Source organism: Caldimonas thermodepolymerans (genome assembly GCF_015476235.1).
GTDB classification, from domain to species: Bacteria; Pseudomonadota; Gammaproteobacteria; order Burkholderiales; family Burkholderiaceae_C; genus Caldimonas; species Caldimonas thermodepolymerans.
In genome coordinates this window covers 3,120,731-3,146,744 of the sequence record NZ_CP064338.1, presented here as the reverse complement: position 1 = coordinate 3,146,744, position 26,014 = coordinate 3,120,731, and the positions used below count along the sequence as shown (strand labels likewise).

The window sequence follows — 26,014 nt, the reverse complement described above, 5'->3', positions numbered from 1 at the left end:
TCAGCCAAAGTGGCGGGGTGCGTTAACAGCCCGCCTCGCGGCGTCGGTTTCGACGTCGAAACTGGGGCGGGTGCCCTCCGGCGAGGCTCTCACACCCGTCCGCCTGGCCAGGTTGCGCGGGTTCCAGCGCTGCAGGCGTTCAGATGCTGGGCAGTCCAGCCCACCCTTCGGCTTCGAGCAGCGTCCTCAAGCGCTGCTTAATCCAGGCCCGCTCATCGGGCAACAGGTCCCACGCGAAGGCCTTCGCATCTAGGCCGCAACACGCGTGCTCATAGCACTGCGCTTGCGTCCAGCTTGGACTATCTCGCTGCTTGCGCAAGCAGTAGTCCTTGAACTGCCGCGCCAAGTCATGTGCGCTGTCGAAGCGCGCTGCGTGTTCTTCATCGCTGACTGTCGGCACAGAGTAGTTGCCGTCTGAACTTCGTGTGACAGCAATCTTCGGATGGGCTCCGGTCAGCGCGCTCACAACAGAGCGCCGCGGGAATGTCTTCATCAGTTCTTCGCTCATGTCCACAGCGTAGCGCGTGTCGTCGTACTTCGCTACACAGAAAGATGACGCGCGCCGCAGCCTCAAGCACTCTAAAGAACGCTACACGTCCTTCGCTCAAAGCCTCGGGACTGCCTACGCTCGCACAAATCCAGCGCGAGCGTCACCGGCGCAGCTTCTACGAGTTCTTCAAAGATTTTTGGGGCGAGATTGAGCCCGAAGAGCCGTATGTTGACAGCTTGCACATCAAGGTGCTCTGTGACCACGCGCAAGCAGTCATCGAGGGGCGCATCAAGTCCCTTGGCGTCGAAATCGGGCCTGGTTACGCTAAGTCACTCGTGATGGCGGTCGCCCTGCCAGCCTGGGTTTGGGGCCCCCACGGACGCCCCGGTTATAGATTCGGGTACTCGACGTACGAGTACGAACTGACTGTTCGTGACAGCACACGCACGCGAGACTTAATCAAGAGTGCGCGCTACCAGGCACTCTACGGTCACGTCTTCACGCTCACGAAAGAGCGCGAAAACTGGATACAGACTTCAGCGAAAGGCTTCCGCCTGGCAACTTCGGTCGGCGGTGCAGCGACTGGTCATCGCGTGCACCTGTGGGTCTACGACGACTTGCTGAACGCAAAGAAAGCACGCAGTGACGCAGCGCTCGCTGAGGTGCACGAGCACTTGCGAGCAACGTCGACACGCGGCGTGCGTCCGAGCGAATATGCGCGCATCTGCATCGGACAGCGGCTGCACGAAGATGACGCAGGCGGCTGGGTGCGCGAGCGCGGCTTCGAAGTGCTCTGCTTGCCGACAGAGTACGACCCCTCACGGCACTGCAGGACCTCCATCGGCTTCAGTGACTGGCGCACGGAGCGAGGGGAGTTCCTGTTCCCAGCGCGCTTCGGGCAGAAAGAGAAAGAGCAGGCACTGCGAGACCTGCTGCCCGGAGGCTACAGCGCGCAGCATCAGCAGCTGCCCATCCCTGCCGAAGGCGGTGTCATCAAGTCTGAGTACATCAAAGTCTTCGAGCGCGAGCACCTGCCACCGATTTCACACTACTTCGTCTCTGTCGACACGGCACAAGGGCAAGACAAGACGAACGACACAACTGCTATCAGCGTCTTCGCTGTGCACGCAAGTGGCATCGTCCTGGTGGACGGATGGACGGGTCGCGAGCCCGCACCATTCGTCATTCAGCGGCTCAAAGACTTGGGACAAAAGTACAACCCTGTGGCTGTTGTCATCGAGCAAAAGGACTGGGGCAAGGCAATGCTTCAGCTGCTTGATGGCGACCCAGGGTTCCGGTGGCGGCTGGTGCCGTACGTGCCAGTAGTCGGAAAGAACGCTCGGGCCGAGGAAGCGTCGCCCTTTTTCTTCAAAGGCTACTTTGCTGTCATCAAGAGCGACACGCTCAGTGAGCAGCTGGTCGCGCAGCTGGTCGTCTTCCCTGCGGGCAAGGTCCGTGACCTTGCCGACAGTGCAATACAGGCAGCGCTGTACGCGCAGCTTACCTACACGTTTGAAAGCCGCCTCACGGCCAGCATGCTCGACTACGAGGGTGGCAAGCGAGCGTCACGCACGAAAGGCTCGCTGTACTCAATCTACGACGATGACGACTGATGCTCGAACAGAAAAATGTCGGAGCGCTGCTTAAGGCGCCTGCCAAGCCCGCTGAACTTCAAACGCAAGTTGCCACCCCGGCGCCGGTGTACGACCCGGCCATGCCCACGGGCGAGGTGCGGCGTGCTATTGACGCTTCGATTTCGGGGGAGTTGACGCCACTGGGCGTCCTGGCCCGTCTCGCGCTCGCGAAACGCGGGAACACGTCTGCGTTCGTTCAGCTTGTCGAAGACGTTCTCGAGCGAGACATCAACTACATCGCTGCGCGGGAGACGGTCACAGAGAGCATCGATGCTGCGCTGCTCGTTGCTGAGGCCGGCGGCCCGCTCGCACGCGACAAGCGCATCGCTGCTGAAGTGCAAGCGCTGCTTGACAGCGAGCCCGTGCAAGCGGCTATCGGACACTTCTGCGGCTTCGAAGACTTCGGGTACGCCGCCGCGGAACTAATCTGGAGCACATCGGGCTCGAAGTGGTCCATCGAGAACATCATCCCACTGCCACCGGTCTGGCTGACATTCGACAAGCGAGACGGACGCACGCCGCTGCTTCTGCCGGCCCGGGAAGGTGACATGCCTCAGCCGCTGGCGCACGGGAAGTTCGTGTATGTCGCCCGCCCGTCGTACGGTCTGCCGTTCTTGCGCTCTCACGGCTACGTCGGGGCGTTCTACAAAGCACTGAAATCGATGACGCTTAAGGACTGGGCAGGCTTCCTTGAGATGTGCGGCCAGCCCCTGCGTGTCGGGTACTACGACCCAAAGACGATTCCGAACGCTGCAGACTTGCGCGCAGTTCAGCGCACGCTGCGTCGCGCGCTTGAGAACCTGGGCGCAGACGCCTGGGCGATGCTGCCCGAAGGTACGAAGATTCAGTTTGTCGAGAGCGCGACGAAGGGCGCGAGCGCAGCAGCGTTCGAGGACTTGGCGCGCTATCTGGACGAGCAGGTCACGAAGCGCATCACTGGTTCCGTTTTGGCTACTGGCACGGGCAACACAGGTTCGGGCGGCTCGCAAGCGCTTGGCAACGTGCACAACGACAAGTTCGTGCGCAAGCTGAAATCGACAGCTGCTGTCGTCGCGAAAGCAATTCGTCAGCACATTGTCGCGCCGTACGTCGCGTTCAACTACGGCGCAGATGTCCCAGTGCCTGTGGTGCGATTCGCATTCGAAGAACCCGAAGATGTGGTCGCGCTCACGAACGCGCTCAAAGAACTTGTTCCACTGGGGCTCGAAGTCTCACAAGAAGAAATCCGCGAGAAACTACGTCTTCGCGCTCCCGCCGAGGGTGAGGCTCGCCTAGCGTCCCCCGCGTCACCGGCCGTGCCAGCTGACGAGACTAGCCAAGGAGCGGGCTTCTCAGCCCACGGCAAGAGTGCTGCCACAGGCAATACTCAAACCTTCGCGTCAGCTGAAGAGCAAGACGAAATCGACGTGCTCATCGCTGCGTACACCGCTGACGACGGCTACGTGCGCGCAGACGAAGATGCGAACAGCGCCCTGCTGTCAGCAATCGAAAGCGCGTCGAGCGTCGAAGAACTGAAAGCAGCGCTGCTCGCTGCGGTCAAGGACGCTGACGTCAGGAAGTTTCAAGATGCTCTCACGGGGGCGCTGCTGACAAGCCAAGCTGCTGGCGAGTTCGGCGTCAAGGTCGGAGGCGACTGAGATGTCGCTCACGCGCGCGCAGAAGACAGCTGTCGCCAAGGCGCTCGAGTTCCTGAGAGCAGCGCGTGTTGACGTGCGCGACAGAAAAGTGCGAGACAGGCTCGGGATTCTCGCGCGTCAGAACTACGACGAGACCTCGTACATCGCCCGTCTAGTGCTTGCGAACAAAGCTGCGAAGGTGCTGAATCGCATCGCAGCAGCAGTGCGAGAGGGGCGCCTGGAAGCGAACCTTGGCGACAAGGAGAAGCTGCGGCAGATTGCAGGTGAAGCGCTGACTGATGCGAAGGCATACATCATCTTGCGCAACAGCTTCGCTACTGCTTACAACGCCGGCCGGCATGAGCAGCAGAAGCGCGACCGCACGCGACCGTATCTGCTGTATCGCACGATGGGCGATGCAGCGGTTCGACCAGGGCATCGACTGCTTGACGGCGTGCTGCTGCCGAAGAGCCACGAGTTTTGGGCGACGCACTATCCGCCCAATGGGCACAACTGTCGCTGCCGTGTGGATGGACTGACCAAAAGGCAGGCGGAGGCGCTTGTCGAAGCTGAGGGCTCGCGGGTGCGAACATCGCCGCCGCGAGAGCGCCTGGTGCGCTACGTCGACACGGTTACCGGCAAGCGCATGACGACGCCTGAAAGTATCGACCCCGGCTGGATTGGGGCGCCGTCAAGTGACCCAGGGCGGTTCGCTAAGCATCTGGAGCGAGCGCTTCAGCGACTCGAGCGGCAGGCCGTATAAAACGACTAGCTATAGGTTGCATACGGATGAAGTGATGAGCGTCCGTACGCACTGTCCGGGAGGCAGTGCGCGATGAGAGAGAGCCTTGGCCCCCGGCTAACCCGGGGGCCTTTTTTGCCGACAATCGGAAGATGGTTCTGCGCCCCCGGTTCGCTTTGTATCTCGACTTTGATGGTGTGCTGCACCCGCACCCGGTGCTCGCTACGTCACACGGTCCACGACTGGGAGCGGAGCACCGCGCAGCAGGTCACACGCTTTTCGAGCATGCGCACCTGCTTGCAGACGCGCTCGAAGCGTTCCCGTTTGTCGACATCGTGCTGTCGACAACGTGGGCTCAGTCTCGCAGCTTCACCTACGCGAAGAAGAAGCTGCCGCAGCGACTGCAGCACCGCGTCATCGGGAGCACATTTCACTCGAAGTACACGAGCGCGGACGACTTTTCGGCGATGCCTCGTGGTCTGCAAGTGTGGGCTGACGTGCTGCGACGTGAGCCCCTGCACTGGGTCGCTCTCGATGACGATGCGTTCAGCTGGCCGACCTGGTGCCGCGACAAGCTAGTACGCACAGATTCGACTCTGGGCCTAGCAACACAGGGCGCGGTTGATGCGCTCACGCGACACTTGCGAACAGCAGAAGATGCCTTACGCACAGAATAAGCGGCGCAACAGGCGCGAGGTTTAAGAGCAGTAGCTAGATGATTCGGTAATCTATACACTCAAGGACGATATGGGCATCAGCACTCGCTTCATCGAATTTATCGTAACCCTGAGCGCAGCAGTATTTATGCTGTCGCTTCTCTTCCCCAGCGAGTTTGGCAACGGCGACCAAGACGACTAAGCCCAGGGCTTGGCATCAGTGCATCTCCTCTGCCGGACAATCGGTGCGCCCTAGCTTCGTTACGCACCGATACAAAATATTTTTGGAAATGGCGCGAAACGAGGGGGGTCGTTGGATTCCAGCTATCTATACAAAGTAGGGAGGCAATTCTGCTGACCTCCGGCGACGGCCGGTTCCCCGCCCACGGCTCCCACCTCGCCGTGGGCGGGGGTGGGACAGGGCAACTTCTAGAGGTGATTCTTATGGGCAGCTTCAACGTCTTTGTGCAGATTGCAGTACTGGCTTTCGTTATCTACTCAGTAAGCGAGTTAGCCAAGGCCGGCATTCAGATGCACCGCGAAGGCTTTATCAATGTGCATGCGTCTCTGTTTGTCCTTGCGATTGCCGGATTCGGCGGCAAGTATGTGACAGGAACGGCCGAGGGTGCTGTAGCTTCAGTGGGGTGTGCAGCTGCTGCGCTGCTCGCAGCTGCAATTCTCAAGAGGGCGCTCAGCATCGTCGCTAAGAATGAAGCTGCTCGTAAGCAACGCGCTCGCAGAGATACCCTGAACCACTGATTCTCCTTATTCAGCCCCCGCTTGTCGGGGGCTCTTTTCATGGCCAAGCGAGGCAGGGCTGGACCGAGTCAAGGCGGCCGGAGCGCCACAAGGGCCGATATAAGACACTATCTATACAGAGCATCACACTCCATCAAGGATGCTCTCAATGTCTCTCTCTCCCGCAAATGCACCTCTATGGCACAGCTTCGAAGCGCGTGAATCTCTCGACGAGCGTGCGTTCTACGCAGCTAAGTCTCTGCCGAAGTTCTACCGCGACACGCTCGCCTTCGAGCCCGTACTCTTGAAGTCCAACCTCTTCCGTCCAGCGTCAGGCGCCAGGACGCGCTACGACGTGTTCACTGAACTCAAGTCGTACAACAACACGCGCATCGAGTACCGCGGCGAGGAACTGCGACAAGACGACTTGCGCGTGCTGCTTACGCTGCTCAAGCTTCGCTCGGGCGACGTCGTCTCGAACGCCATCGAGTTCACTCCCCGCACGTTCTGCCGCGACGTTCTCGGCTGGGCTGACAGCAGCGACAGCGTCGCGAAGCTGAAAGCATGCATTCTTCGCTTGCAAGACGCTCGAGCACGCGTGCACTTCAAGGGCGGCATGCTCGCAATGTCGTTCGTCAGCGACGCTGTGCTGCGCAGCAACGATGCCTGGACAGTCTGGCTCTCAGACTTGCTGCTGCCCGTGTTCGAGCGCAACCTGACGTATCTGAAAGCTAGCGAACGGCTAGCTATGAAAGACGGCCTGGAGTCTTGGCTCTACGGCTTCATCAAAGCTGACAGCTGCACGCTCGAGTTCGACTTGTCGACAATGCGCGAAGCTGCGGGCAGCACGTACGAGCAGAAAGACTTCAACAAGCACGTCAAGAAAGTGCTCGAGGGCTTCGAAGCTGACGGCATCGTCGCTAGCTTCGAAGTGAGCAAAGGCAAACTGAAGGTCCGCAAGTCCTGACAGCAGCACAAGCTGTGCTGTGGACAAGGCCCGCCTTACGGCGGGCCTTTTGCGTCATTAAGGACCTTTGGCCGGCTGAGGGCCGGCGGCGAAAGTTTCCACCTTTTCGGCGTAATGCCGCAGATTTGAGGCAGCGGAGGGGCTCTGTGGCGGCGAAAGTTTCCACCATCGGCGGCGAAAGTTTCCACCTGACCGGCCGGAAACCCGCGCCCGCATTGGCTCTCCGAGGTGCGTAATACCTTAATACTCCGCTCGCGCTTTGCGCTCGCTCACCGACGGAAGTCTAACCGAGGGCAAGACACCGAGCCCTCCCAGGCCGCTCGACGCGGCCACCGGTCGGGTCTTTTCTGCATCGAGGGTTAGGCTTTGAGTACTACCGTGGGCAAGGCGTTTGCTCTTTCAGGAACAGCTTGAAGTCTTGCTCAGGGCAGGAGTCTGAGCAACCTTCGGTGTGCTTGTAGCGTAACCGACGTCTTAGAGCCCCATGCCCGGCGCTTCACGCCGGGCGCCGCGCGCTTCGCGCGGACGACTTGCCAGTGGACGGCGGAGCCGTCCGGAGACTCCTGCCCTGGGCAAGAGTTCATCAGCTGCGCCTGCGCAGCGTGGCTAGTACGAATAGCTGTCGCCCGCGATGCGGGCGGCTTGGGCGCTGAGTCTAAGCCTGTGCTTCGGTCATACCGTCCAGTAGACGGTGGAGCCGTCATGGAGTGCTGCCCAGGGCAAGAGTTCCGCTCATGCTCTGTCAGTGGTGGAAGTCAGACCCGAAGCTTGCGCTTCTAGACCAGTCCTCTGTGTCGAATGCCGCTGAGACCTCTGCGGCAGCCTGGAAGTCCGCAGCACGCTCGAAGTCGTTGTGCCAGGTGGGCTCTGAGCAAACGCCGCGCTCTTGCGCATCTACTGCATTGCCTGCGGCACAGAGCATGTTCCGTAGGCCTTCGAGGATTTCATAAATCGACTGCATGTGCTAAGTATGACACTGTATGTTCGTACAGTACAAGCCCATCCGCTACACGGTGCATAGCACAACAACCCGCGTATCGGAACTTACTGAATGAACAACACGTACAACGGCCGCACTTACAGCTGCGAGTTCGAAGTCGAGCCGGGCACACCTCGCGTAATGCGTCCGCTCGTCTCTGGCCCCGCCACTCTTGCCGTTCACGCTGTGGGCGAAGGCGTCAGCGCTTTTGTTGAACTGACTATCTCGCCCCCGTCCCGCCTGGAAGACGGTACTGCCCGCTGGGTGCCGGCCGCCGGCTTCGGTGAGGAGGGGGTCATCTCGGGAAGCGCCGTGCTCGACATCGTGCCGTCGAACATCACCGCTGTTCGTGTCACGGCAGAAGGCGGCAATGTCATCGTGGAGATGCTGCAATGAGCGTCTTCTCGAGGTCAGGAGGCGGGGGCGCTCTCCGTGGAGAGATTCGCCGTTTTGTTGGGCCCACAGCACCTGCGGGCTGGAGCAAGGTTGCGGGCGAGCCGGACAGCATGGGCTCGGCAGGTACTTTCGCGCTCGTCCCGAGTTTCACGGGTCACTGGTCCGCCGCTGCTACTGGCCAGCGCTTGCACATCATCGGACCCGCTGCCGCGGGTATGCGGCACCAGGTCTACGACTCGTTGACCGGCTCCTGGAGTCCTCGAACCGAGCCGGCGGCATACGCTGCTCCGTACGCGGGTGTACGACCCGGGGCTTTCGTTGCGCTGCCTGACGGGCGACTGTTTATGGCGTCTTTCGGTTCGACATCCGCAAGCCGGTCGGCGGCAATCTATGACCCCGAACTTAATGCCTGGACATCCGTCGCTGACATGCCAGTGCAGAGCCGTGGTGGCTTTGGTGTGCTTCTCACCGATGGGCGAGTGCTCGTTGTAGAGACGACTCACAGCTTCATCTACGACACTGCTGCAAATGCGTGGAGCGCGGACATGGCGGTGCCCACTGCCCTTTCGGCCAACCTAGGGCTCGGCCTGGTCGTGCTGCCCAGCGGGGACGTGCTAGCGATGAGGGGCAACAAATACGCCATCTTTTCGGTGGCCACGCAAATTTGGGGGCCGGTCTTGACCCAGCCGCTACCAGTGACCGCCGGCTCTGTTCCGGTCTTGTTGCCGTCACCGGAGGGTGCTCTGTGCTACGCCATTAGCGGCGCCAGCCCTTCCGCCTGGCAGCCTGTAATACGCTTCACTGAAGCGACAGGCGCATGGGACCAGCTTGTGAACATCGCGACTCCAGCCTCTAGCGCGTGGGTGAACCCCGCACCATTCCCTGGTGGGGGGTGGCTGCTCAGTGTGGGCTCTGGGATGTGGTCCCGCTTAGTCGAAAACTACCAACCGGTCGGCAACTGCTTCGCTGCAAAGGACTGACAAATGCAAGTGCCCGTATACACGTATCGCGCCATCCCCGGCGGCTTTCAGATTCTTGCCGATGGTGTGCTGTGCCACCACCAGCCCTTCCAGGCTGGAGTCCCCGGCTTCCAGCCGTACCCGGACGAAGCTAGCGCCCAGGCCGCGGCCGAGGCGCTCATCTCCGCGCTCCAGGTACCGCCTCTTGGCGAAGGCACTTGATAGCAACCTCCCTTCCAGGCCCCCGCAAGGGGGCTGACTCTTGCCGGCAGCGCTCCCTGGTGGCTTGTGCGAGTTGGTTTCCTGCAGCCCTCTGGCTGCTAGCTAGACGCATGGAAACAACTTCACAAGCGACTGCGAGCAATGCCCCAAAAGTTACTCAAGCAAGCGTTCAGCGTCGGCCTGAAGCCTGCGCCGACCAAAACTGTCACCGATGCTGACGGCAACACAGTCACGCTGCACGCGCTGCCAATCTTGCCGGCGAGTCCATTCCGGCCTGTGGACTCGCGCGCCGGCATCGAGTTCTCATACGACGCTGATGCGCTCATCGCTGACTACGAGCGTCGGGGGCGTCGCATAGTTCTTGATGTCGACCACCTCACCGAGGGGTATGGGGTCGACTCTCGTGCGCGCGGCTGGAGCGTCGCGCTGACTACTGCTGCACGCGAACGCGACGCAGGCCTCGAAGATGGCCCACTGTATGGGTGGTTCGAACTGACAGACCTCGGCGTCGAGGCGCTCTCGAAGAAGCATTACGGCTACACGTCTGGCGTCGCTCTCGGCCGCTGGCTTGACGAGACGCACTTTGTCTTCACGCGCATCAAGAGTCTTGCCCTCACGAACAACCCCGCGACTGAGATGCCGCAGGCATTTACAGCTGACAACAGCGATGACGACAGCGACTTGCAAGCAGGCGCTCCCTATACGACGCAACAGACTGCTGATAAGGAAGCAGAAATGCTCGCAAAAATTCTCGACCAACTCGGTCTCGCCGCGGACGCTGACGAAGCGGCTGTGCTTGACGCAATCACTGCGCTGACTGCGGCGAAGACGAAAGCTGACGAAGCTGCTGCTGCGTTTGCAGCCGCTGGCGTCGACGACGTTACTGCGTTCGCCGCAAAGTCTGGCGAGACCAGCCAGGCGCTGAGCGCTGCTCAAGCTGAAGTCGCTGCGCTCAAAGTTGAACTACAGGCTTTCAAAGCTGCCGCCGCCGACCAGGCTGCTGTTGCTGCGGTCGACGCGGCTATCGCTGCTTGCAAGATTACCCCCGCCCAGCGCGAAGCAATGCTGAAGTTTGCCCGCGCTGATGTTGCTGCGTTCACCGCTGCGATGGAAGCTGCACCGGCGGTTCTGTCGGCAGACAAGACTGCTCAAGCGCCTGCTGCGGGTTCGCAAGATGTAGCGCTGACTGACGCAGTGAAAGAGTACCTCACGAAGGTTGTGGGGGTTTCTGAAGACGTGTACGTCGCAGGTGCCTCCGAGTAACCCCCTTCTCATTCACCTAACTCTGGGATTAACCAATGAATCTGCCAGAAAAAGTCCGTGCCCTTTTTACAACCTACCAGGGCATCTTCAAGAACTCGCTGCGCTCGCCATCGCTCGACGTACAGAAGTACGCGACCAAGGTGCAGTCGACTTCGTCTACTAACACTTATGCCTGGCTCGGCCAGTCGACAATCTTCCGCAAGTGGGTCGGCGACCGCGTCGCGCAGACCGTTGCCCGCCTTGGCTACGTCATCCCGAACCAAACTTGGGAAATGACTCAAGTTGTGCCGCGCGAGAGCATCGAAGATGACGAGGTTGGCATCTTCACCCCGCTCATCGAGGATATGGGTCTGTCTGCCGCGAATCACCCGGGGCAGCAAGTCATGTCCGCTTACTACAGCGGCGACGTGAACCTGTGCTTTGACGGGAAGGCCTTCTTCGCGAAGGACCATCCTCTGAAGTTCAAGCAAGATGGCACGCCGGCCGACGGCACCCCCACTTTCTCGAACCTACTGACCCCGGCCAGCGAAGAAGACTACGGTCCGAAGTGGGTGGTTGCCGCTCTCGGTCGACCCATCAAGCCCGTCATCTACCAGGAGCGTCGCGCTGCGCATCTTGTGTCGAAGACTGCGCTGGATGACGAGACTGTGTTCCGCACAAACAACTTCGAGTTCGGTGCTGACAAGCGCGACGCGGTCGGCTACACGCTGCCTCAGTTTGCAGTGATGTCGCGCAAGCCGCTGACCGCGCAGAATCTCGCAGAGGCATTCTCGGCGCTCGAAAAGATGGTCGGCGACAAGGGGCAGCCCTTGGGTATCGTTCCGACCGACCTCATCTGCGGCCCGGAACTGCGCAACGAAGCTGAAGAACTGCTGCTGACTGACCGAACTACCGGGGGCAAGTCGAACCGCTGGAAGGGCCGACTGAACTTGACTGTGACGCAATACTTTGGTCCGCTCATCGAGGGCCCTGAAAACGAGGTCCCTGAAGAAGAAGAGGAAGCACCCGAACAGCAGTAACTGCTAAGAGGCCATAGAAGAGGCCATCCACAGCCCCGCCGCGGCGGGGCTTTTTCATGTTCACGCCTGTGCGCAGTGAGTGACTACACAAAGAGCGGGATAGCGCAGTTGGTAGAGCGCCAGGCTCATTACCTGGAGGTCGTGGGTTCGAGTCCCACTCCCGCCCCCCCCACCAAACGCACCGGGACTGCACATGAAGACTCGCCCTACCAGCGCCGCTGAGGCTGCTGCCGCTACTGAGACGTTCTCTGAGCACGTTGAGCGCACGCTCATCGCATCTGGCCACAAGCGCAGCGAGCGCAGACGCATGAAGCGCAACCTGCTCGCTCTGTGCCGCGAGTGTGGCGTACCGACAGACTGCTCTGCCCTTGAGACGCTGCGAGCGATGGAAGCGCTTGGCGTCGCGCACGGAATCTGAGCACATCAAAGAGCACGGTTTTGAATGCCGACACAGTACCTAACCCCCGAAATCATGTATGAGACCTTCGGCGAAGCCTCCATCGCCAAAGTCGTCACGACAACGGGTGTCGACTTCGAAGCATTCCTGGACGGCATCAACCAGGAAATCGACGCGTACGTCGGCGCCGCGGTCCCTCTGCCTCCAAGCGAAGCTGCTATCAAGGTCGTGCAGGCCGCCGCAGCAGACTTGGCACGCTACCGTCTCTTCCGCGATGCAGCGTCTGAACTGATGCGCGACCGCGCGGAGGACGCTATCAAGTTCTTGTCGGGAGTCGCTGCTCGCAAGCTTGCGCTCCCGATGCCGGCTGATGACCCGACGACGCCTGAGGACGAGAGCGGCCTAGCCTACGTCGCTGAGTGCGGGAGCGCCCAGCGGCGCATGCAGCGCGACCAGCTGAAAAGCTGGTAAGCGGAGGCTGCTATGGCGAACGGTCTCAAAGTCAAAGCTAATTTGGCGCCTGTCAATCGGCGGCTGGAGAAGCTGCGCGCTGCTCTCACTGACTTGCGCCCAGCGCTCGAGAACGCCGCGAAAGAGTTGACTCGGCGCGTCTGGTATCGCTTCGCTTTCAAGCGCGACCCTGATGGCGGACGCTGGGCACCCTGGGCGCCAAGCACGGCAGCCGCGAATCGCAAGCACCCCCGGCGGAGGCTGATGCTCGACACCCGTCAGCTGCGAGACAAGACGCGCTTCATACCTGGCCGGAGAGACTTGCGCGCGGTTATCGGCACTGACTACGGCAAGTATCACGAGCAGCCAGACGGTAAGCATGGACGGCTCCCACGGCGCGCCTTTCTCTTCTCGCGCCTCGGCACCCGGCGCGGCCTGGCTAAGTCGGACGAAAACTATGTACTCAACGCGCTGCGCTACCAGCTGCGCAAGGCAGCTAAGGACTGACAAATGCAGACTGATACGTACTTCGCGCTCGAACCACTACTGCTTGAGCGCCTGCGAACTATCCCTAGCCTCGCTGTCATAAGCGTCACCGACGCTGATGACAAGACTCTCTTCAACACCGTGGAGCCAACCGCCGTGGTGGCTTTCCAGGGCGACAGCAGGAAAGACAGCAACGACTTCGCAGTGCTGCTCGAGAGCCGCTGGAGTGTGTCTTTGTTCATTCGTGGTCATGGGGCGAAAGAGCGAAGCGTTGAGGAAGGGCAGTTGCTCATGTCCATTGTGCAGGCGCTGCACGGCTGGTGCCCAGGGGATGGGTTCGGAAGCCTAGAACTTCAGGGTACCGACCCTGAGAGTTACGACGGCGGGACCTTGCGCGAGTACGCGCTGCTGTTCTCTGTTGACACGACGCTTTACACCCGCGGTGGTCGCTAAACAAGACAAGCACTCCGGAACTGTGCTCTCTGTTAACAACCTTGCAAGGTAAGCAATGTCCAAACCACAGTACTACTCTTTGAAGGGCGACTTCTTCATTCGCAAGCGCTCTGACCCCACTGCGAAGCCGTTTTACTTCGGAAATGCCGCTGCCGCGACGTTCAGCATGACTCGCGAGACTGTGACGCTTCGCTCGAGCGGCAATGAGTCCGGTGACCTGGCTGTAGAAGAAGTGAGCAAGTCCGCGACCCTGTCAATCACGGGTAACAACCTTGAGGCGCGCAACCTCGCAATGTATCTGTACGGTACTGTGCAGGCGCAAGCTGAGGCCACTGCTCAGACCTTCACGCTGCCCGCGCTGAAGGATGGCGAGATGTTCAAGCTGCCACACGTCAACGTCTCCGACGTTGAAATCGAAGACCTCACTGAGGGGGAAGACTTCAAGGTGCTCGCAGCGGGGGGCGTCGTCGTCGCGCTGAAGGACATCGCGGCGTCTGCTGCTGGCACGTACGATGCCGGCGAGGCCCAGGCGCTGGGCGTGTTTACGACCGATGGCGATGAGTACGAAGTGACTTATGTGTCTGAGCGAACGGGAAAGACCATCGTCATCCACCGATGGAAGCCCAACCCCGCTTCGGCGTTTGAACTCATCTCGAATGAGTTCGCTGCGCCCGTGCTTGAGGGTCCGGTGCTCCTGGACGAGACGCTGCCTGAAGGCCCCCTGGGTCGCTTCGCCGTCGTGTACGACAGCAAGTAAGGCCGCATTCGGCCCACAGCTGGTCCCTATACGGGGTAGCCCATGAAGGGCTGCCCCGTTTTTTCATATGTACGGACCACACACGATGACTTCGAAGCTATTGCCCCTGACCGCCACTGTCGAAGTGGGTGGCGAATCTATCACCGTACGTGAGTTTGGCTTCGGCCAAATACCGACCGTCGCTAAGCACCTGGCCGCCGTCTTCTCGAACGCGAGCATCGGCCCATCCGGCGAAATCAACTTGCCGCAACTAATCGCTCAGGGCGGCGAAGACGTGATGGCTATCCTAGCACTCGCCGCTGGCAAGCCCCGAAGCTGGCTCGACACTCTTAGCGTCGACGAGGGTGTTGGACTTCTCTCCGCTGTCATCGCCGTCAACAAAGAGTCGTTCGCAAAAAAGCTGATGCCCGCGCTGAGCAAGCTGGGAGCAGCAGCGGCGGGCTCGGAGAGCAACTAAGCATCGACGACGTCGCGACGCGCCTGGTATCAAGGCGCGTCCTGGCGCTTCAAGACGTCGAAGCGCTCCCTCCACGCATCTTAGCCAGTCTCTATGAGCAGCATCTCCGCGACGAAGCGGAGCGTCGCCTTAGCGCGTTGAGCGACATGCAGGCGGCTATAGCCAGCGCATTTGGTGGCGAGGCTGGACGCGCGGCGGAACACTACAAGCGCGCACTCGCAGACGCTAGCGGAGCGCTGTCTGACAAGTGGGCTAGCTACACGACTAGACAAACCCCGGACGCGATTCCCCTCTAATGGCAGACAAAGCTTCTCTAACAGTCACAGTCGACACCGCGCAAGCGCAGCAAGCTATCAAGCAGCTGCTTGACGGCTTCAACAGTCTCTCCGCTGTCAAGCCGGCCGCCGCGGGCTCGGGCCCTGATTTCGGGGGAATGGCCCAGGGCATACGCGGCGCTACTACCGCAGCTGGAGCGCTTGTCGCGGTGCTCGCTGCTGTCTCCGCTGCCGCGGCAGCGGCCGGCGCTGCGCTCAAGAAGGGCTTTGAAGTCAACGCTGGCGTCGAGACTGCAACTCTCGGCATCAAGTCGCTCATTGCGTCGCTGACAGAAGTTCGCGACGCAGCTGGGACTCTCGCGACCGGGCCCGAGAAGCTGGCGATTGCGGGGCAGCTAGCAGAGAAGCAGATGCAGAAGCTGCGTTTGCTCGGTCTGCAGACGTCTGCGACTTTCGAGCAGTTGAGCGCTGCTTACACGCAAGCCATCGGTGCAGGCTCAAGCGCGGGCTTGACGCTCGATGAGAGCATGGAACTCATGCTCCGCATCACCCAAGCCGCCGCGGCTCTAGGCGTGCCGATGGAACAACTCAATCAAGAAGTTCGCTCCATCATCTCCGCACAAATCACCGCAGATTCTACGGTCGGTAAGGCTCTTGAAGCATCAGGCGTCACATCTGAGAACCTGAAAGCGTGGCGCGAAGCTGGGACGCTCGCTGAAGAACTCGGCAAGCGGCTCGAGACCTTCCGGGAGATGAGCCCCGAAACCTCGGCTACGTGGACAGCTACGCTCTCGAACTTGAGCGAAGGCTTCGATGCCGTTCTGGGTAAGATGACGAAGGGCGCTTTTGAGGGGGTCAAGAAGTCCCTGCAGAGTGCCTTGGACGGCATCTTTGATGGCGACTCTCTCGACCTTGCGCACGAGTTCAAGGGCATCGAGAGCATGGCTGCGACAGCGTTCGATGCGCTCGGCAAGGCCCTTTCGTCAGCTATCTCAGGTGTGCTCGACCTGGTCAAAGAATTCAGCGCTTGGCTGTCTGAGAACCGGTCGACTGTCGAGGCTATCGCTACAGCGGTTGGTAACGTCGTCAAGCTTGTGCTCGACTTGGCGGGCGTCGTCGCTAAGCTAGTAGCCGGTGCGGGTGACTTGCTCGTCAAGTCTGGCTTCATCGAAGCCGCGATGGACGCTATCTCTATCGTCGTCGCTGCCATCTACGACACGTTCACGCGCTTGCGCATAGCCGTCGGTGAAGTTGGCGTAGCCCTGGCTGACTGGTTGGTTGAGCCGCTCCAAGAAGCGCTGCGCTTGCTGTCGCGCTTCATGCGCGAAATACCGGGCATTGGGCACAGCGTCAATCAGGTTGTGCTTGATGCTGCCAACGCGCTGCCCGACCCAGAGAAGCTTCGCAAGGACCTCGAGGCGCTGAAGAGCGCCCCGCGCGCCCTGGATGAGTTCTTCAAAGCGCGCGAGAAGCGTCGCGCTCCGGACACCAGCTACGCTGACGCGTACGACCCCGAGCAGGCGGGCCGCGATTTCATGGCGGGCGTCAGCGTTGGCACTTCGACGCCACTGAAGGCCCCGGCAAAAGAGACAAAGGACAAGCCCGCGGACGATGCACGCCGCGCTCGCAAAGCGCTGCAAGACTTGCTGCGCGCAGAGACTGAAGCTGCTGTCAAGCGCGCTCAAGCTGTGCGCGAAATCGAGTCGCAAGCGCTCGACGCGCGTCTCGAGCAGCACTTGATTACCTATCGCGCGTACCTTGATGATAAGGCGAAGCTGGAGAAGTCTTCGCTCGATGATGAGATGTCTGCTCAGCGACAGCATCTCGCGCAGCTGCGCGCTGAACTCGCGCACGAGACTGACGACACGGGTGTGAAGCGGCTGCAAGCGGACATCGCCAAGGCTGAAGCTGAACTCTTCGCGCTGAGCCAGAAGTCAGTACTCATTGACGCCAAGCTGAAGCTAGATGTCTGGAAGTTTGAGCGCGACGTCGCGGACCTTAGAGTTGACATACGCGCGAATATTCTTGACGCGAAGGGCCAGACGCTCGAAGCTGCGCTTCTGCGGCTGGGCAAAGAGACTGAGCGCTTGCTGCAGGACCGTCGTGTTGCCGGCAACGCTGAACTTGAGGCGCTGGTACGTGAGCAAGCTGCGCTGAGCGCAAACAGACTGCGTTTTGATGACGTCAGTAAGCAGGCGGGGCTTGTGCAGAGCAGTCTTACTGCCCAGGAAGACAGCATTAACCGCGAAGTTGAGGCAGGACTTCGAACGCAGCTGGACGGCGAGCGCGCTATCCGCGATGCGCGCCTCGCGTCAGCTGCTGCGCTTGAGGAGTCTGTGCGCGCTGCTAAGGAACTGGCCATTGCGAGCGGGGACCCGGCCCTTATCGCACAAGCTATCGAACTCGAGCAGCGATATCGCGAACTTGCCGGCACGCTCGACTCTGTCGCAGTGAGCATCAATGAGTCGTTCTTTGGCTCCATCAAGCAGGGCTTTCAAGACCTCATTTCGGGTGCCAAGTCGTTCGGCGATGTGCTGAAGAGTGTCATCAGCAGCGTCCTGAGCAAGCTGTCTGAACTCGCGCTGAGCCAGCTTGTAGGCAACTTGATGAGCGGTTTTGGGGGGTCCGGCGGGGGGCTGGGCGGTCTGCTCTCTGCGGGATTGTCGATGTTCGGGTTCGCCGAGGGTGGTGCGGTTCGCGGTCCCGGCACCGGGACGAGCGACAGCATTCTTGCGCGGCTGTCGAACGGTGAGTACGTGCTGCGCGCGTCTGCAGTGCGCGCGCTGGGGCTCGACAGACTCAACTTCATGAATACTTACGGCAAGCTACCTGCGTTTGCCACCGGCGGCTTGGTAGGGGGCGGCCAAGGGCTCGCGGGGGCTTTGACTACGCAAGCTTCGGCCGTGAATGCGAATATCGAAGTCTCGCCGACGGTGACCATTGCGGCTGGGCAAGTCGCTGACGCTCTCGCGAAAGAGAGCGCGTTCCAGCGCGCAGTCATCGCTATCGTCGGCGACAACGGTAAGCGAATTCGTGGCGCCTGGGGTACGTGAGCAGTCGCTATAGACAGTGACAGCGCTGCTGTCTGTTGTTCCTCCTGTGTGTGTGGTTAGGCCCCGGCTGCCTTGGCGGTCGTGGCTTGTTTTGTGCGACCGTATAAAAGTTCTATCTATACACAGCATCCACACGCACACAACAGGAGCAATGATGGAAAAGACTGTTCAGTCTGTGTACTACGCGTTCGATGCAAGCGCCCTTACGCTCCCGCTCGTCGAGCGGCACGCAGCGTATGCGCGAGATGCGCTGTCAAACACGTTCAAGCTGTCGACTGACAGCGTCAAGATTGCACCCCGCAAGCGGGCAAGCCCCGAACAGCCGTTTCAGCTGACGTGCTATGTGGGTCGCTCTGAGACTGACGTGTCGGCTATGGCTGTCGCAGCGAAAGCAGTGTTGCCGCACTACCGCGAGATGTGTCAGCTGGCCCGGCAGACCTGCCAAGCTGTTGAGGGGTGGCGGCTCGGGAAAGACGAAGAGCGCGACCGCCGCGTGCTGGAGGGCGTAGTGTCTGGCCAAGTTGTAGGGCTGCAACCGGCGCAACGCGCAGCATTGGTAAGTACCACGGCGGAGCGGCTGCACATCAAGCCTGAGGACGCTCCACTCATCACCGGGACGATGACTGATGAGCAACTCGCCGGGGCTCTGCTCTGGCTCATGAAGCATCGCCCACGCACCAGGCAAGTTCTGCTGCGCGCCTGAGCACCCACCGCCTGGCGTGGTCGCTATCTACACAAAGAGATGACCACTCCGCTACTGACTCTCCTCCCCGACGGGTCCCGTCCGCGAACTGAGACTCTTGAGTTCTTGACGGACGTTTCGATTGCCCTGAATGGCACCGAACGTCGCGTCCCCTTGCGCGCGTTTCCTCGCCGCACGTACACGAGTCAGTTCACGTTTCTTGATGACCAGGCCAGGGCTCAGCGCGACGTCTTGCGCTACGCAGACCGCGTGGTATTCCCGCTGGCGATGCATCAGCTTCCCGCTGAGGCGACCGCCGCGGACGCCGGCGTGGGGGCAGGTTCTGTATATCTTTCGCGCCGCAAGAATGGCACGTACGTATTGGTGAGCGCACCGCGTTACGAGTGGCCGCTCTCTGCTGCAATCTATCCTTGCACTGAGGGGCGTATCGCCCCCTCGCGAACCATCACGCATCACAGCGCCGGTGTCTCATCTGCTGTGATGTCGTTCACTGTCGAGGACCTCGACGAAGCTATCGCGCCTTGGGGAGGCGAGGTCGCTCTTGACGGTAAGCCCGTGTGGCCAGTCCGCGCTGATTGGTCTACAGAAGCTAGCGAGCGCGTTGATGACTTCTTCGACAGTGCGGACTTCGGGCACAGGACGCTGCGCGAGGTGCGCTACTCGAAACGCGTCATCTCTGTCTCTTTGTTGCTCATCGGGCGGCCAGCGATTTTGGACTTCCGGCGTCTGGTCTTCACTCTGCGGGGCCGATGCAAACCCTTCAGATACACGTTCGAACCTGACGGCTTCGAGCGTGTCTGGCGCTTGAACACCGACTCCGTGTCTATCGACTATCTGCGTCCATCGTTAGCACGCGTCGAACTTGAATTCCTGGAGATTGAAGAATGAAGTACCTATACATCGTCGACGTTCTCCCCGTCGACGCGCTTCTCTCTAATGTTTTAGCAGACGTGGCAAGCTACGAAGAGCAGCGCCGCGTCTACTTGATGACGAACTTCGAGCGCCCGATTCGGTTCGACGCGCCCAGGGACTACTGGTCTTCGTTCTTGTCTGCCCCGCAGTCTGGTACCGTTGAGGGCACTGACCATCAGTTCGACCCAGTCCCGGGCATCTCGCATAGCGGCGTACAACTGAACGAAGAACAGAGCAGCGGCGACTTATCGCTCACGCTGCCCATTGACCACCCCGTCGCTCAGTTGTTCGCATATGAAGCCCCGGCGGCTCAGGTGTGGTTGACCGTTCTCGCGCTTGACGATGCAGACCCTGCACCAGTGGTGCAGTGGACTGGGCGTGTCCACAGCGCTGAGTACAGCGCCCCGACGGCGACGCTGAAATGCTCACATCTGTCGACTGTACTGCGCCGCCCGGGGCTGACACGCAAGCATCCGAGGTCATGTGGGCACACGCTTTACAGCCCGCCACCGGGGTGCGGCGTCAATCGCCATGCGATAGCTGGCTCGTACTTTGCGTTTAGAGAGGACGGATTCTTAGCAGAAGTATTGAATGGCGGTTTGACGCTGCGCGTTCCCGAAGCCGCTAATCGAGGGAATGGATTTTTTAACGAAGGCTTCATCGCTATCGACCCGGACTACAAGCTATTGTGGGTTCACCAGCCCCGCGCGGGCACGTTTATCGGGACTGCTCCTGCGCGCTATGCGGGTCTATTGGGCGGGTATCGACGTCACATAACGTCGCACACCGGTCAGCTTCTGCACATCTCTGCGCCACTACTTACACCCGTTGAGCCCGGCACTAAGGTGACGGTCTTTGCCGGCTGCAATCTGACAGCCTCGACGTGCAAGTCGAAGTTCAACAACTTCGCGAATTTCGGGGGCTACCCATACATACCTATCAAGAACGTCTTCGAGAGCGGCCTAAAGGGCTGACATAAGCAATGCTGTCGTTCGTCGTCTTCCTTATCGCAAACATCGCGCTGCAGCTGCTAGCGCCAAAGCCTGACATACCGAAGCCCAAGCGCTATGGTCTGAACGAGTTCTCGCTGCCCACGGCGACAGAAGACCGTTCGCTGCCCATGATTTTTGGGACCGTCCCAGTGGCTGGAAACCTCATTTGGGTTGGTGACTACTACGCGAATGAAGTCTCTGAAGAAGTTAGCACAGGCTGGTTCAGCAGTGCTGAGCGCACACTAGGCTACAAGTATCACATCGGTATGTGGTTGACACTCGCGAACTGCCCGTGTGACTCTGTCCAGGGGGTGCTCTGGGGCGACCGGACCGCGTGGAAGGGTACGCTGACACTCTCGCGGACTACGACCACTGACTTGATGCTGAACTACTCCTACGCCGCATCCGAGGGCCAGGAGATTGAGGATGGCATCGCTGGGGTGCTGCGCTTTTACAACCAGTCGCGAAACGACTATCAGACGGGAAACCCGGCACCGTTGCCCAATCCGTACGTTGCGGGGCAGCTTGGCGTGTCAGAAGTCCCCAGCTACCCGGACATCTGTCACGTTGTGCTCCTCGGCCCATCTTCCGGCTACCTAGACGGCGGCCCAGGCGGCGGCTTGCTGAACAAATTCTACGAGCGCACGCACAAGCGCTCTGGATTCGTCGGGTCGTCGCCGCACATTCCAGCACTGCAAGTCATCCTGAAGCGCTTGCCCGACGTCAAGACGATTCTGCACACCTTTCACGGGAACTTGTTCAACAGCGCATCCCGCGGGTATGCGTACCCCCTGACCGGCCCCTTCGACGGTAGTGGCACGCTCGAGTCCTACATCAACAGCTTCATAGACAGCGTCGCTGACATCGGCGGCGACGCGAACCCCGCGTTCGTCATCGCAGAGTTGCTATGCGCACGCTCGCAGTACGTTGGTCCACGCCTGTCGCCCTTCGCCCTTGATTGGGGCTCTTTCATGCGTGCTGCTGAGAAGCTTAAGAGCGAAGGCATGGGTGTGTCCTTCGCGTGGGAAAAGTCTCGCAGTGTCGGCGACGTCATCAGCGACGTCTGCAAGCAAATCAATGCTACGCTGCACATTCACGAGCGTCTCGGCGTGCTGTCGCTGCGTCTCATTCGCGAGAGCGACGAGTCTGTGTACACGTTCGATAGCAGCAACATCGTCAACTTCGCGAGCGCTACGCGCACTACGACGAACGAAGCGCCTAACGAGATTCAAGTTCCGTACTCGGACCGCGCGATGCAGTTCGACACCCGCCGTGCGGTGGCGAAGAACACGGCGCTTGTGCAGCAGGTCGGGACAGTCATCTCGCGCGAAGAGGAGTTCATCGGTGTCTCGAACTCTCGAGTCGCTTCGCTGCTTGCAACTCGCACGCTGCGTAGTCTCGCTGCGAGTTTGATGCAAGTTCGATTCACTGCGACGGTGCCAGCGGGTACGATTCTGAAGCCCGGGGACGTTGTGACCGTCGCTCATGAGCGGCTTGGCCAGGCACTGCGTATGCGCATCACGACTGCGCGCTGGAACGACTACAACAATCGCCAGCAAGTGGAGTTTGAGGCTATCGAAGACGTGTTCCGCGACGGCTCTATCGAGTACGAAGACACGCCCGAGGTGCCTGCTGAGCCTGCGCCCTCAGTCACCGAGCCGGTGACCTCACCCGTACTTGTTGCCGCGCCGTACGCGCTGTCGCTTGATGAGTACGAGCGTCCGTTGTACTACGCTGAAGCGACGTCTCCAGCCGCGCGTCAGTACCGCCTCTCAGTCGCGCAGGGTGTTAGCGTGTGGGCGTACGAGCGTGCTACGTATGCAAGTGAGTATGCTGCGCCCGCAGTCTCGGGTACGCTTGATGCGGTGCTTTCATCGTACCTTACGGGCACTTCTGCGAAGCTGAACCTGACTAACGGTGCGCGTGATGCGCTTCTCGCGCTGGGGCTTCGCGGGGAAGTCCTGGCCATCGTCGATGGGGAGTGGCTGGCTGCCTCGGGCTTCAGTCTGAGTGGCAATCTGCTGACGATTTCGACGTTGAAACGCGGTCTGTTTGACACTGTTCCGCAGCGTCATGAGGCTGGCACGAAGGTGACGCTTCTCCTTGGCTATGCGGTCGGCCAGGTGCGCATGCAGACCCGTCTGTCAACGTCGGGGCCGACGCTTCCCGGTGTTACTTCTGTCGCCGTGCGCGCAGACACGAGAGGCCCAGGTGGCACTGTCTGGGCATTCGATGAAGCCGCGGGAGACACTGAAGCAACGCTTGCTGCGCAGACGTACAACCCGTCTCGATGCGTGCTGCCGCTGCCGCCTGCGTACGTCACGATTTCAAGCAGGTTCGGCTGTACCAGCCCGCTCGACAACACGCTCGAGATTTCTCGAAGCACGTCAGCTTTGCTTGCCTGGCGCAACCGGAATCGCCTAAGCGCCCTTCGTGAGTCAGCGTTTAGCGCGATGAACGACCCAGAACCCAGTGCGTATGTGGAGTACGTCGTGGACTGGGAAACTACCGGCGGCTCAGGTGTGTTCACGAGCAATAGCTTCGTGTCAGCCGCTGCGGGTGCGTCCCAAGCAACCATCAATACCAGCACCATCCCGACAGGGGCACGCCTCGTGCGTGTGAGCGTTCGTTCAGCGCGACCGTCAGGTAGCGGCACCGTCCGCAGCGCTACGTATCAGTACTTCTGGCGCCTGACTTCGTAGCACCAGGTCTCTAGACAGGGGAGCAACTCTATGAGGGCTCCCCCGATGCTTCTACTGAACTCTCGCAAGATTGAACACCTGCACCCCGACTTGCAGCCGTTGTGCCGCCTGCTTCTTGAGCGCTGCGCCGCAGCGGGCTATGACGTCTTCTTGACTCAGACGTTCCGCTCGACTGAGTACCAGAACATGCTCTACGCGCAGGGTCGCACCCAAGCCCAACTGAACGCTGCGGGACTCGGCCACGTGATGGCGGAGCCCTCAAAGCCTAGGGTAACGAACGCGCGCGGCGGCTCATCGGAGCACAACGCGACGCTGAACGGCATCCCTGCGTCACGCGCTTTCGACATTGCTTTCATGCGTGATGGAAAGGCCTCATGGGCTGACTCTGAGCCTTGGGACAAAGTCGGCGCCATCGGCCGCAGCCTCGGTCTCGAATGGGGCGGGGACTGGAAAACGTTCAAAGACCGCCCACACTTTCAGCTGCCCAAGAGCCGCTGACCAACCCTCACCTCATATACAGGCCTGTTGTCCAGCCGACAACAGGCCCACCCTTCAGTCACCGGCCCGCGTTCTTCGATAAATCAACGACCTGCCAGCGGTCTCGTCGGCCGCGCCGCTGCTTAGCCTCCCCACCTGGACCTCCGTCAAGCTGCATATACATGCTCGCTATACGACGAGAACCCACCTGCTCACAGCAACACCCAGGGAGCGCCACAATGACTGAGCACAACCAAGCACACACTGCTGTCAAAACTCACCGCGGGATGCCAGGCATCCGCGTGTGTGTCTTCAAGCCGGGAGGCGGCAAGCTGACAACAATCTATGTGAACAACGTTCGTCTAGCTGACCTGCTCGAAGTAGCTGACGGTGACATCGGCGCAGTGACGCACGCTGCGCGCTACGCGAGCCTTCGATGCACGAAGGAAGCGGGCGCGCCCTGGTCGCACACCGTGATGAAGGATGCTCGCAAGCTGTTGCTCGCAGCGCGTGCCCGCAGGGAAGCGCATGCTTTGGCGGCAGCTGCTGCTGAGAACAACGCAGCGTGGGAGCAAGCTTTGCACTAGTCGTGCACTAAGTAAGAGTTCAGGGCGGCGGATGCCGCCATTTTCTTTTTGTTGACAGGGCTGCGTACGGCTCGCAGCCCTGGGCCGGCCAGCACTACGTGGGGCCGAAGTGAACCGGGGCCGGCTGATGTCTGCTCGCCGAGAAATAGCAGCGTAAGCACCGCGACATGTCGCGAGCCCTACCCCGTCTCATGGCGGTGAGGGGGACGAGCCAGGGGGTGGGGTGGGGCAAGAGTTTTGCCCAGGGTTGAGCGCGCCCCGCACATCGTGGTAGGCCGGGTGGGATTCGAACCCACGGTGGACTTTCGTCGACGGATTATGAGTCCGCTGCCTGCAACCAACACGGCGTCCGGCCCTATGTGCGCAGCCCCACAGTCTATACCGAACTTATGCAGCGGAAAGTTCGTGGAAAGGTCAACACTGAAGCTACGCGCTGTTTGTCGATAAATGCAAATAGTAACAACGACTTACGTGACACTGTCGGGACAAAACGCATCAGCTTATGAGTCCGCTGCTCTAACCGACTGAGCTACCGGCCCGTGTCCTGCGCGTTGCACGCGGGAAGCGCGCATTGTAGTGGGCGTCTACTTCTGGCTGAGCGCGTTCGACACCAGCCGGGCCGTGATGTCCACGATCTGGATCATGCGGTCGTAGGCCATGCGCGTGGGGCCGATCACGCCCAGGGTGCCGACGATCTGGCCGTTCACTTCATACGGCGCGGAGACGACCGACAGCTCCTCGTAGGGCACCACCTGGCTCTCGCCGCCGATGTAGATGCGCACGCCCTCGGCGCGGCTGGAGACGTCCAGCAGCCGCATCAGCTGGGTCTTCTGCTCGAACAGGTCGAACAGCTTGCGCAGCGAGTCCAGGTCGCTGGAGAAATCCTGCACCTGCAGCAGGTTGCGCTCGCCGGAGACCACGACCTGCTCGCTGTCCTCGGCCATCACCTCGGTGCCGGCCTGCACGGCGGCCTGCATCAGCGTGGCGATCTCGCTGCGCAGCGCGTCGATCTCGTCCTTCAGGCGCGCGCGCACCTCCTCGATCGTCAGCCCGGCGTAGTGGGTGTTGAGGAAGTTGGTCGCCTCGACCAGCTGCGAGTCGGTGTAGTCCCGCTCGGTGAAGATCACCCGGTTCTGCACGTCGCCGTCGGGCGCGACCAGGATCACCAGCACGCGGCGGTCGGACAGGCGCAGGAACTCGATGTGCCGGAACACCGACGGCTTGCGCGGCGTGGTCACGACGCCGACGAAGCGCGACAGGCTCGACAGCATCTGCGCCGCGTTGGCGATCACGCGCTTGGGCTGGTCGGGCTGCAGCTGGCTGGCCACCGCCGGCGGGGCTGCCTCCACGTCCAGCGGCCGCACCGTCAGCATGGTGTCGACGAACAGCCGGTAGCCGCGCGGCGTGGGCACGCGGCCGGCCGAGGTGTGCGGGCTGGCGATCAGGCCGAGCTCCTCGAGGTCGGCCATGACGTTGCGGATGGTCGCGGGCGACAGTTCGAGTCCGGACGCCTTGGACAGCGTGCGCGAGCCGACCGGCTGACCATCGGCGATGTAGCGCTCCACCAGCGCTTTCAAGAGCAACCTGGAGCGCTCGTCCAAGCGGGGGTCCAACATGCAAAAGATTGTAGGC

At 60.8% G+C, this 26,014-nt stretch carries 24 protein-coding genes and 2 tRNA genes; 23 read left to right on the top strand and 3 right to left on the bottom strand.

Features of this window, described 5'->3' with window-relative positions:
* Positions 1–139: 139 nt before the first annotated feature.
* A complete protein-coding gene (locus IS481_RS14825) occupies positions 140–508 on the bottom strand; it encodes an adenine nucleotide alpha hydrolase family protein (protein ID WP_146079539.1) in 369 nt (122 codons plus the stop codon).
* Positions 509–552: 44 nt separating this feature from the next.
* On the opposite strand from IS481_RS14825, the gene IS481_RS14820 reads away from it, so the two are divergent.
* The 23 genes from IS481_RS14820 (at position 553) to IS481_RS14710 (ending at position 24,382) form a co-directional block, all read left to right on the top strand.
* Positions 553–2,103, top strand: coding sequence for a phage terminase large subunit family protein (locus IS481_RS14820; protein WP_170067470.1), 1,551 nt, complete (start codon positions 553–555; stop codon positions 2,101–2,103).
* The gene (locus IS481_RS14815) at positions 2,103–3,761 is read left to right on the top strand and encodes a phage portal protein family protein (RefSeq protein WP_104357789.1); all 1,659 of its coding nucleotides are present in this window, start codon (positions 2,103–2,105) and stop codon (positions 3,759–3,761) included. Before IS481_RS14820 ends, IS481_RS14815 begins: the two co-directional genes overlap by 1 nt.
* A gap of 1 nt (position 3,762) precedes the next feature.
* Positions 3,763–4,503: a phage head morphogenesis protein gene (locus IS481_RS14810; protein WP_104357790.1), complete on the top strand. Its 741-nt coding sequence runs from the start codon at positions 3,763–3,765 to the stop codon at positions 4,501–4,503.
* Between the two features lie 131 nt (positions 4,504–4,634).
* On the top strand, positions 4,635–5,159 hold the full coding sequence (locus IS481_RS14805) for an HAD domain-containing protein (protein WP_146079540.1): 525 nt from the start codon (positions 4,635–4,637) through the stop codon (positions 5,157–5,159).
* Between the two features lie 423 nt (positions 5,160–5,582).
* Positions 5,583–5,897, top strand: coding sequence for a hypothetical protein (locus IS481_RS14800; protein WP_146079541.1), 315 nt, complete (start codon positions 5,583–5,585; stop codon positions 5,895–5,897).
* Between the two features lie 148 nt (positions 5,898–6,045).
* Positions 6,046–6,843 (top strand): replication initiation protein, encoded by a 798-nt coding sequence (locus IS481_RS14795; protein WP_104357791.1) that lies wholly within the window; start codon positions 6,046–6,048, stop codon positions 6,841–6,843.
* A gap of 1,051 nt (positions 6,844–7,894) precedes the next feature.
* Complete coding sequence (locus IS481_RS14790) at positions 7,895–8,218, top strand: hypothetical protein (RefSeq protein ID WP_146079542.1); 324 nt, start codon at positions 7,895–7,897, stop codon at positions 8,216–8,218.
* Positions 8,219–9,201: 983 nt separating this feature from the next.
* Positions 9,202–9,399, top strand: a complete 198-nt coding sequence (locus IS481_RS14785) for a hypothetical protein (RefSeq protein WP_104357792.1) — start codon at positions 9,202–9,204, stop codon at positions 9,397–9,399.
* Positions 9,400–9,540: 141 nt separating this feature from the next.
* Positions 9,541–10,662 (top strand): phage protease, encoded by a 1,122-nt coding sequence (locus IS481_RS14780; protein WP_104357793.1) that lies wholly within the window; start codon positions 9,541–9,543, stop codon positions 10,660–10,662.
* Between the two features lie 35 nt (positions 10,663–10,697).
* The gene (locus tag IS481_RS14775) at positions 10,698–11,681 is read left to right on the top strand and encodes a Mu-like prophage major head subunit gpT family protein (RefSeq protein WP_104357794.1); all 984 of its coding nucleotides are present in this window, start codon (positions 10,698–10,700) and stop codon (positions 11,679–11,681) included.
* 93 nt (positions 11,682–11,774) lie between these two features.
* Positions 11,775–11,847 (top strand) — tRNA-Met (locus tag IS481_RS14770).
* A 276-nt stretch (positions 11,848–12,123) separates the two neighbouring features.
* Positions 12,124–12,549 carry a phage protein Gp36 family protein gene (locus tag IS481_RS14765; RefSeq protein WP_104357795.1) on the top strand — a complete coding sequence of 142 codons (426 nt, stop codon included), beginning with the start codon at positions 12,124–12,126 and terminating at the stop codon, positions 12,547–12,549.
* Positions 12,550–12,561: 12 nt separating this feature from the next.
* On the top strand, positions 12,562–13,035 hold the full coding sequence (locus IS481_RS14760) for a phage virion morphogenesis family protein (RefSeq protein ID WP_104357796.1): 474 nt from the start codon (positions 12,562–12,564) through the stop codon (positions 13,033–13,035).
* A gap of 3 nt (positions 13,036–13,038) precedes the next feature.
* Positions 13,039–13,467: a phage tail terminator protein gene (locus IS481_RS14755; protein WP_104357797.1), complete on the top strand. Its 429-nt coding sequence runs from the start codon at positions 13,039–13,041 to the stop codon at positions 13,465–13,467.
* A 55-nt stretch (positions 13,468–13,522) separates the two neighbouring features.
* Positions 13,523–14,224, top strand: a complete 702-nt coding sequence (locus IS481_RS14750) for a phage tail tube protein (protein ID WP_104357798.1) — start codon at positions 13,523–13,525, stop codon at positions 14,222–14,224.
* 85 nt (positions 14,225–14,309) lie between these two features.
* Positions 14,310–14,681, top strand: coding sequence for a DUF6631 family protein (locus IS481_RS14745; protein WP_146079543.1), 372 nt, complete (start codon positions 14,310–14,312; stop codon positions 14,679–14,681).
* Positions 14,682–14,976: 295 nt separating this feature from the next.
* The gene (locus tag IS481_RS14740; protein ID WP_146079544.1) at positions 14,977–18,009 is read left to right on the top strand and encodes a hypothetical protein; all 3,033 of its coding nucleotides are present in this window, start codon (positions 14,977–14,979) and stop codon (positions 18,007–18,009) included.
* A gap of 154 nt (positions 18,010–18,163) precedes the next feature.
* Positions 18,164–18,712, top strand: a complete 549-nt coding sequence (locus tag IS481_RS14735) for a hypothetical protein (protein ID WP_146079545.1) — start codon at positions 18,164–18,166, stop codon at positions 18,710–18,712.
* 105 nt (positions 18,713–18,817) lie between these two features.
* Positions 18,818–19,600 carry a hypothetical protein gene (locus IS481_RS14730; protein WP_146079546.1) on the top strand — a complete coding sequence of 261 codons (783 nt, stop codon included), beginning with the start codon at positions 18,818–18,820 and terminating at the stop codon, positions 19,598–19,600.
* Positions 19,597–20,598: a phage BR0599 family protein gene (locus IS481_RS14725; protein WP_104357803.1), complete on the top strand. Its 1,002-nt coding sequence runs from the start codon at positions 19,597–19,599 to the stop codon at positions 20,596–20,598. The genes IS481_RS14730 and IS481_RS14725 overlap by 4 nt, the downstream gene beginning before the upstream one ends.
* Before the next feature lie 8 nt (positions 20,599–20,606).
* Entirely contained in the window at positions 20,607–23,318 is a 2,712-nt protein-coding gene (locus IS481_RS14720; RefSeq protein ID WP_104357804.1) for a phage tail protein, read from the top strand.
* Between the two features lie 45 nt (positions 23,319–23,363).
* On the top strand, positions 23,364–23,816 hold the full coding sequence (locus IS481_RS14715; protein ID WP_198425431.1) for a M15 family metallopeptidase: 453 nt from the start codon (positions 23,364–23,366) through the stop codon (positions 23,814–23,816).
* Between the two features lie 218 nt (positions 23,817–24,034).
* Complete coding sequence (locus IS481_RS14710; RefSeq protein ID WP_146079547.1) at positions 24,035–24,382, top strand: hypothetical protein; 348 nt, start codon at positions 24,035–24,037, stop codon at positions 24,380–24,382.
* A 268-nt stretch (positions 24,383–24,650) separates the two neighbouring features.
* Here IS481_RS14710 and IS481_RS14705 read toward each other — a convergent pair.
* Together IS481_RS14705 and hrcA are read right to left on the bottom strand one after the other, a co-directional pair.
* A tRNA-Ile gene (locus IS481_RS14705) sits at positions 24,651–24,738 on the bottom strand.
* A 228-nt stretch (positions 24,739–24,966) separates the two neighbouring features.
* The gene (gene hrcA / locus IS481_RS14700) at positions 24,967–25,998 is read right to left on the bottom strand and encodes a heat-inducible transcriptional repressor HrcA (RefSeq protein WP_104357806.1); all 1,032 of its coding nucleotides are present in this window, start codon (positions 25,996–25,998) and stop codon (positions 24,967–24,969) included.
* Positions 25,999–26,014 lie beyond the last annotated feature (16 nt).

Excerpts from the sequence above, each read along its gene's own strand:
- IS481_RS14710 (WP_146079547.1), top strand. The coding sequence starts at position 24,035 with ATGACTGAGCACAACCAAGCACACACTGCTGTCAAAACTCACCGCGGG.
- IS481_RS14810 (WP_104357790.1), top strand. The coding sequence starts at position 3,763 with ATGTCGCTCACGCGCGCGCAGAAGACAGCTGTCGCCAAGGCGCTCGAG.
- IS481_RS14795 (WP_104357791.1), top strand. The coding sequence starts at position 6,046 with ATGTCTCTCTCTCCCGCAAATGCACCTCTATGGCACAGCTTCGAAGCG.
- IS481_RS14735 (WP_146079545.1), top strand. The coding sequence starts at position 18,164 with ATGGAAAAGACTGTTCAGTCTGTGTACTACGCGTTCGATGCAAGCGCC.
- IS481_RS14760 (WP_104357796.1), top strand. The coding sequence starts at position 12,562 with ATGGCGAACGGTCTCAAAGTCAAAGCTAATTTGGCGCCTGTCAATCGG.
- IS481_RS14715 (WP_198425431.1), top strand. The coding sequence starts at position 23,364 with ATGCTTCTACTGAACTCTCGCAAGATTGAACACCTGCACCCCGACTTG.
- hrcA (WP_104357806.1), bottom strand. The coding sequence starts at position 25,998 with ATGTTGGACCCCCGCTTGGACGAGCGCTCCAGGTTGCTCTTGAAAGCG.
- IS481_RS14745 (WP_146079543.1), top strand. The coding sequence starts at position 14,310 with ATGACTTCGAAGCTATTGCCCCTGACCGCCACTGTCGAAGTGGGTGGC.
- IS481_RS14820 (WP_170067470.1), top strand. The coding sequence starts at position 553 with ATGACGCGCGCCGCAGCCTCAAGCACTCTAAAGAACGCTACACGTCCT.
- IS481_RS14720 (WP_104357804.1), top strand. The coding sequence starts at position 20,607 with ATGCTGTCGTTCGTCGTCTTCCTTATCGCAAACATCGCGCTGCAGCTG.
- IS481_RS14725 (WP_104357803.1), top strand. The coding sequence starts at position 19,597 with ATGAAGTACCTATACATCGTCGACGTTCTCCCCGTCGACGCGCTTCTC.
- IS481_RS14740 (WP_146079544.1), top strand. The coding sequence starts at position 14,977 with ATGGCAGACAAAGCTTCTCTAACAGTCACAGTCGACACCGCGCAAGCG.
- IS481_RS14805 (WP_146079540.1), top strand. The coding sequence starts at position 4,635 with ATGGTTCTGCGCCCCCGGTTCGCTTTGTATCTCGACTTTGATGGTGTG.
- IS481_RS14755 (WP_104357797.1), top strand. The coding sequence starts at position 13,039 with ATGCAGACTGATACGTACTTCGCGCTCGAACCACTACTGCTTGAGCGC.
- IS481_RS14775 (WP_104357794.1), top strand. The coding sequence starts at position 10,698 with ATGAATCTGCCAGAAAAAGTCCGTGCCCTTTTTACAACCTACCAGGGC.
- IS481_RS14790 (WP_146079542.1), top strand. The coding sequence starts at position 7,895 with ATGAACAACACGTACAACGGCCGCACTTACAGCTGCGAGTTCGAAGTC.
- IS481_RS14765 (WP_104357795.1), top strand. The coding sequence starts at position 12,124 with ATGCCGACACAGTACCTAACCCCCGAAATCATGTATGAGACCTTCGGC.
- IS481_RS14785 (WP_104357792.1), top strand. The coding sequence starts at position 9,202 with ATGCAAGTGCCCGTATACACGTATCGCGCCATCCCCGGCGGCTTTCAG.
- IS481_RS14750 (WP_104357798.1), top strand. The coding sequence starts at position 13,523 with ATGTCCAAACCACAGTACTACTCTTTGAAGGGCGACTTCTTCATTCGC.
- IS481_RS14825 (WP_146079539.1), bottom strand. The coding sequence starts at position 508 with ATGAGCGAAGAACTGATGAAGACATTCCCGCGGCGCTCTGTTGTGAGC.
- IS481_RS14800 (WP_146079541.1), top strand. The coding sequence starts at position 5,583 with ATGGGCAGCTTCAACGTCTTTGTGCAGATTGCAGTACTGGCTTTCGTT.
- IS481_RS14815 (WP_104357789.1), top strand. The coding sequence starts at position 2,103 with ATGCTCGAACAGAAAAATGTCGGAGCGCTGCTTAAGGCGCCTGCCAAG.
- IS481_RS14780 (WP_104357793.1), top strand. The coding sequence starts at position 9,541 with ATGCCCCAAAAGTTACTCAAGCAAGCGTTCAGCGTCGGCCTGAAGCCT.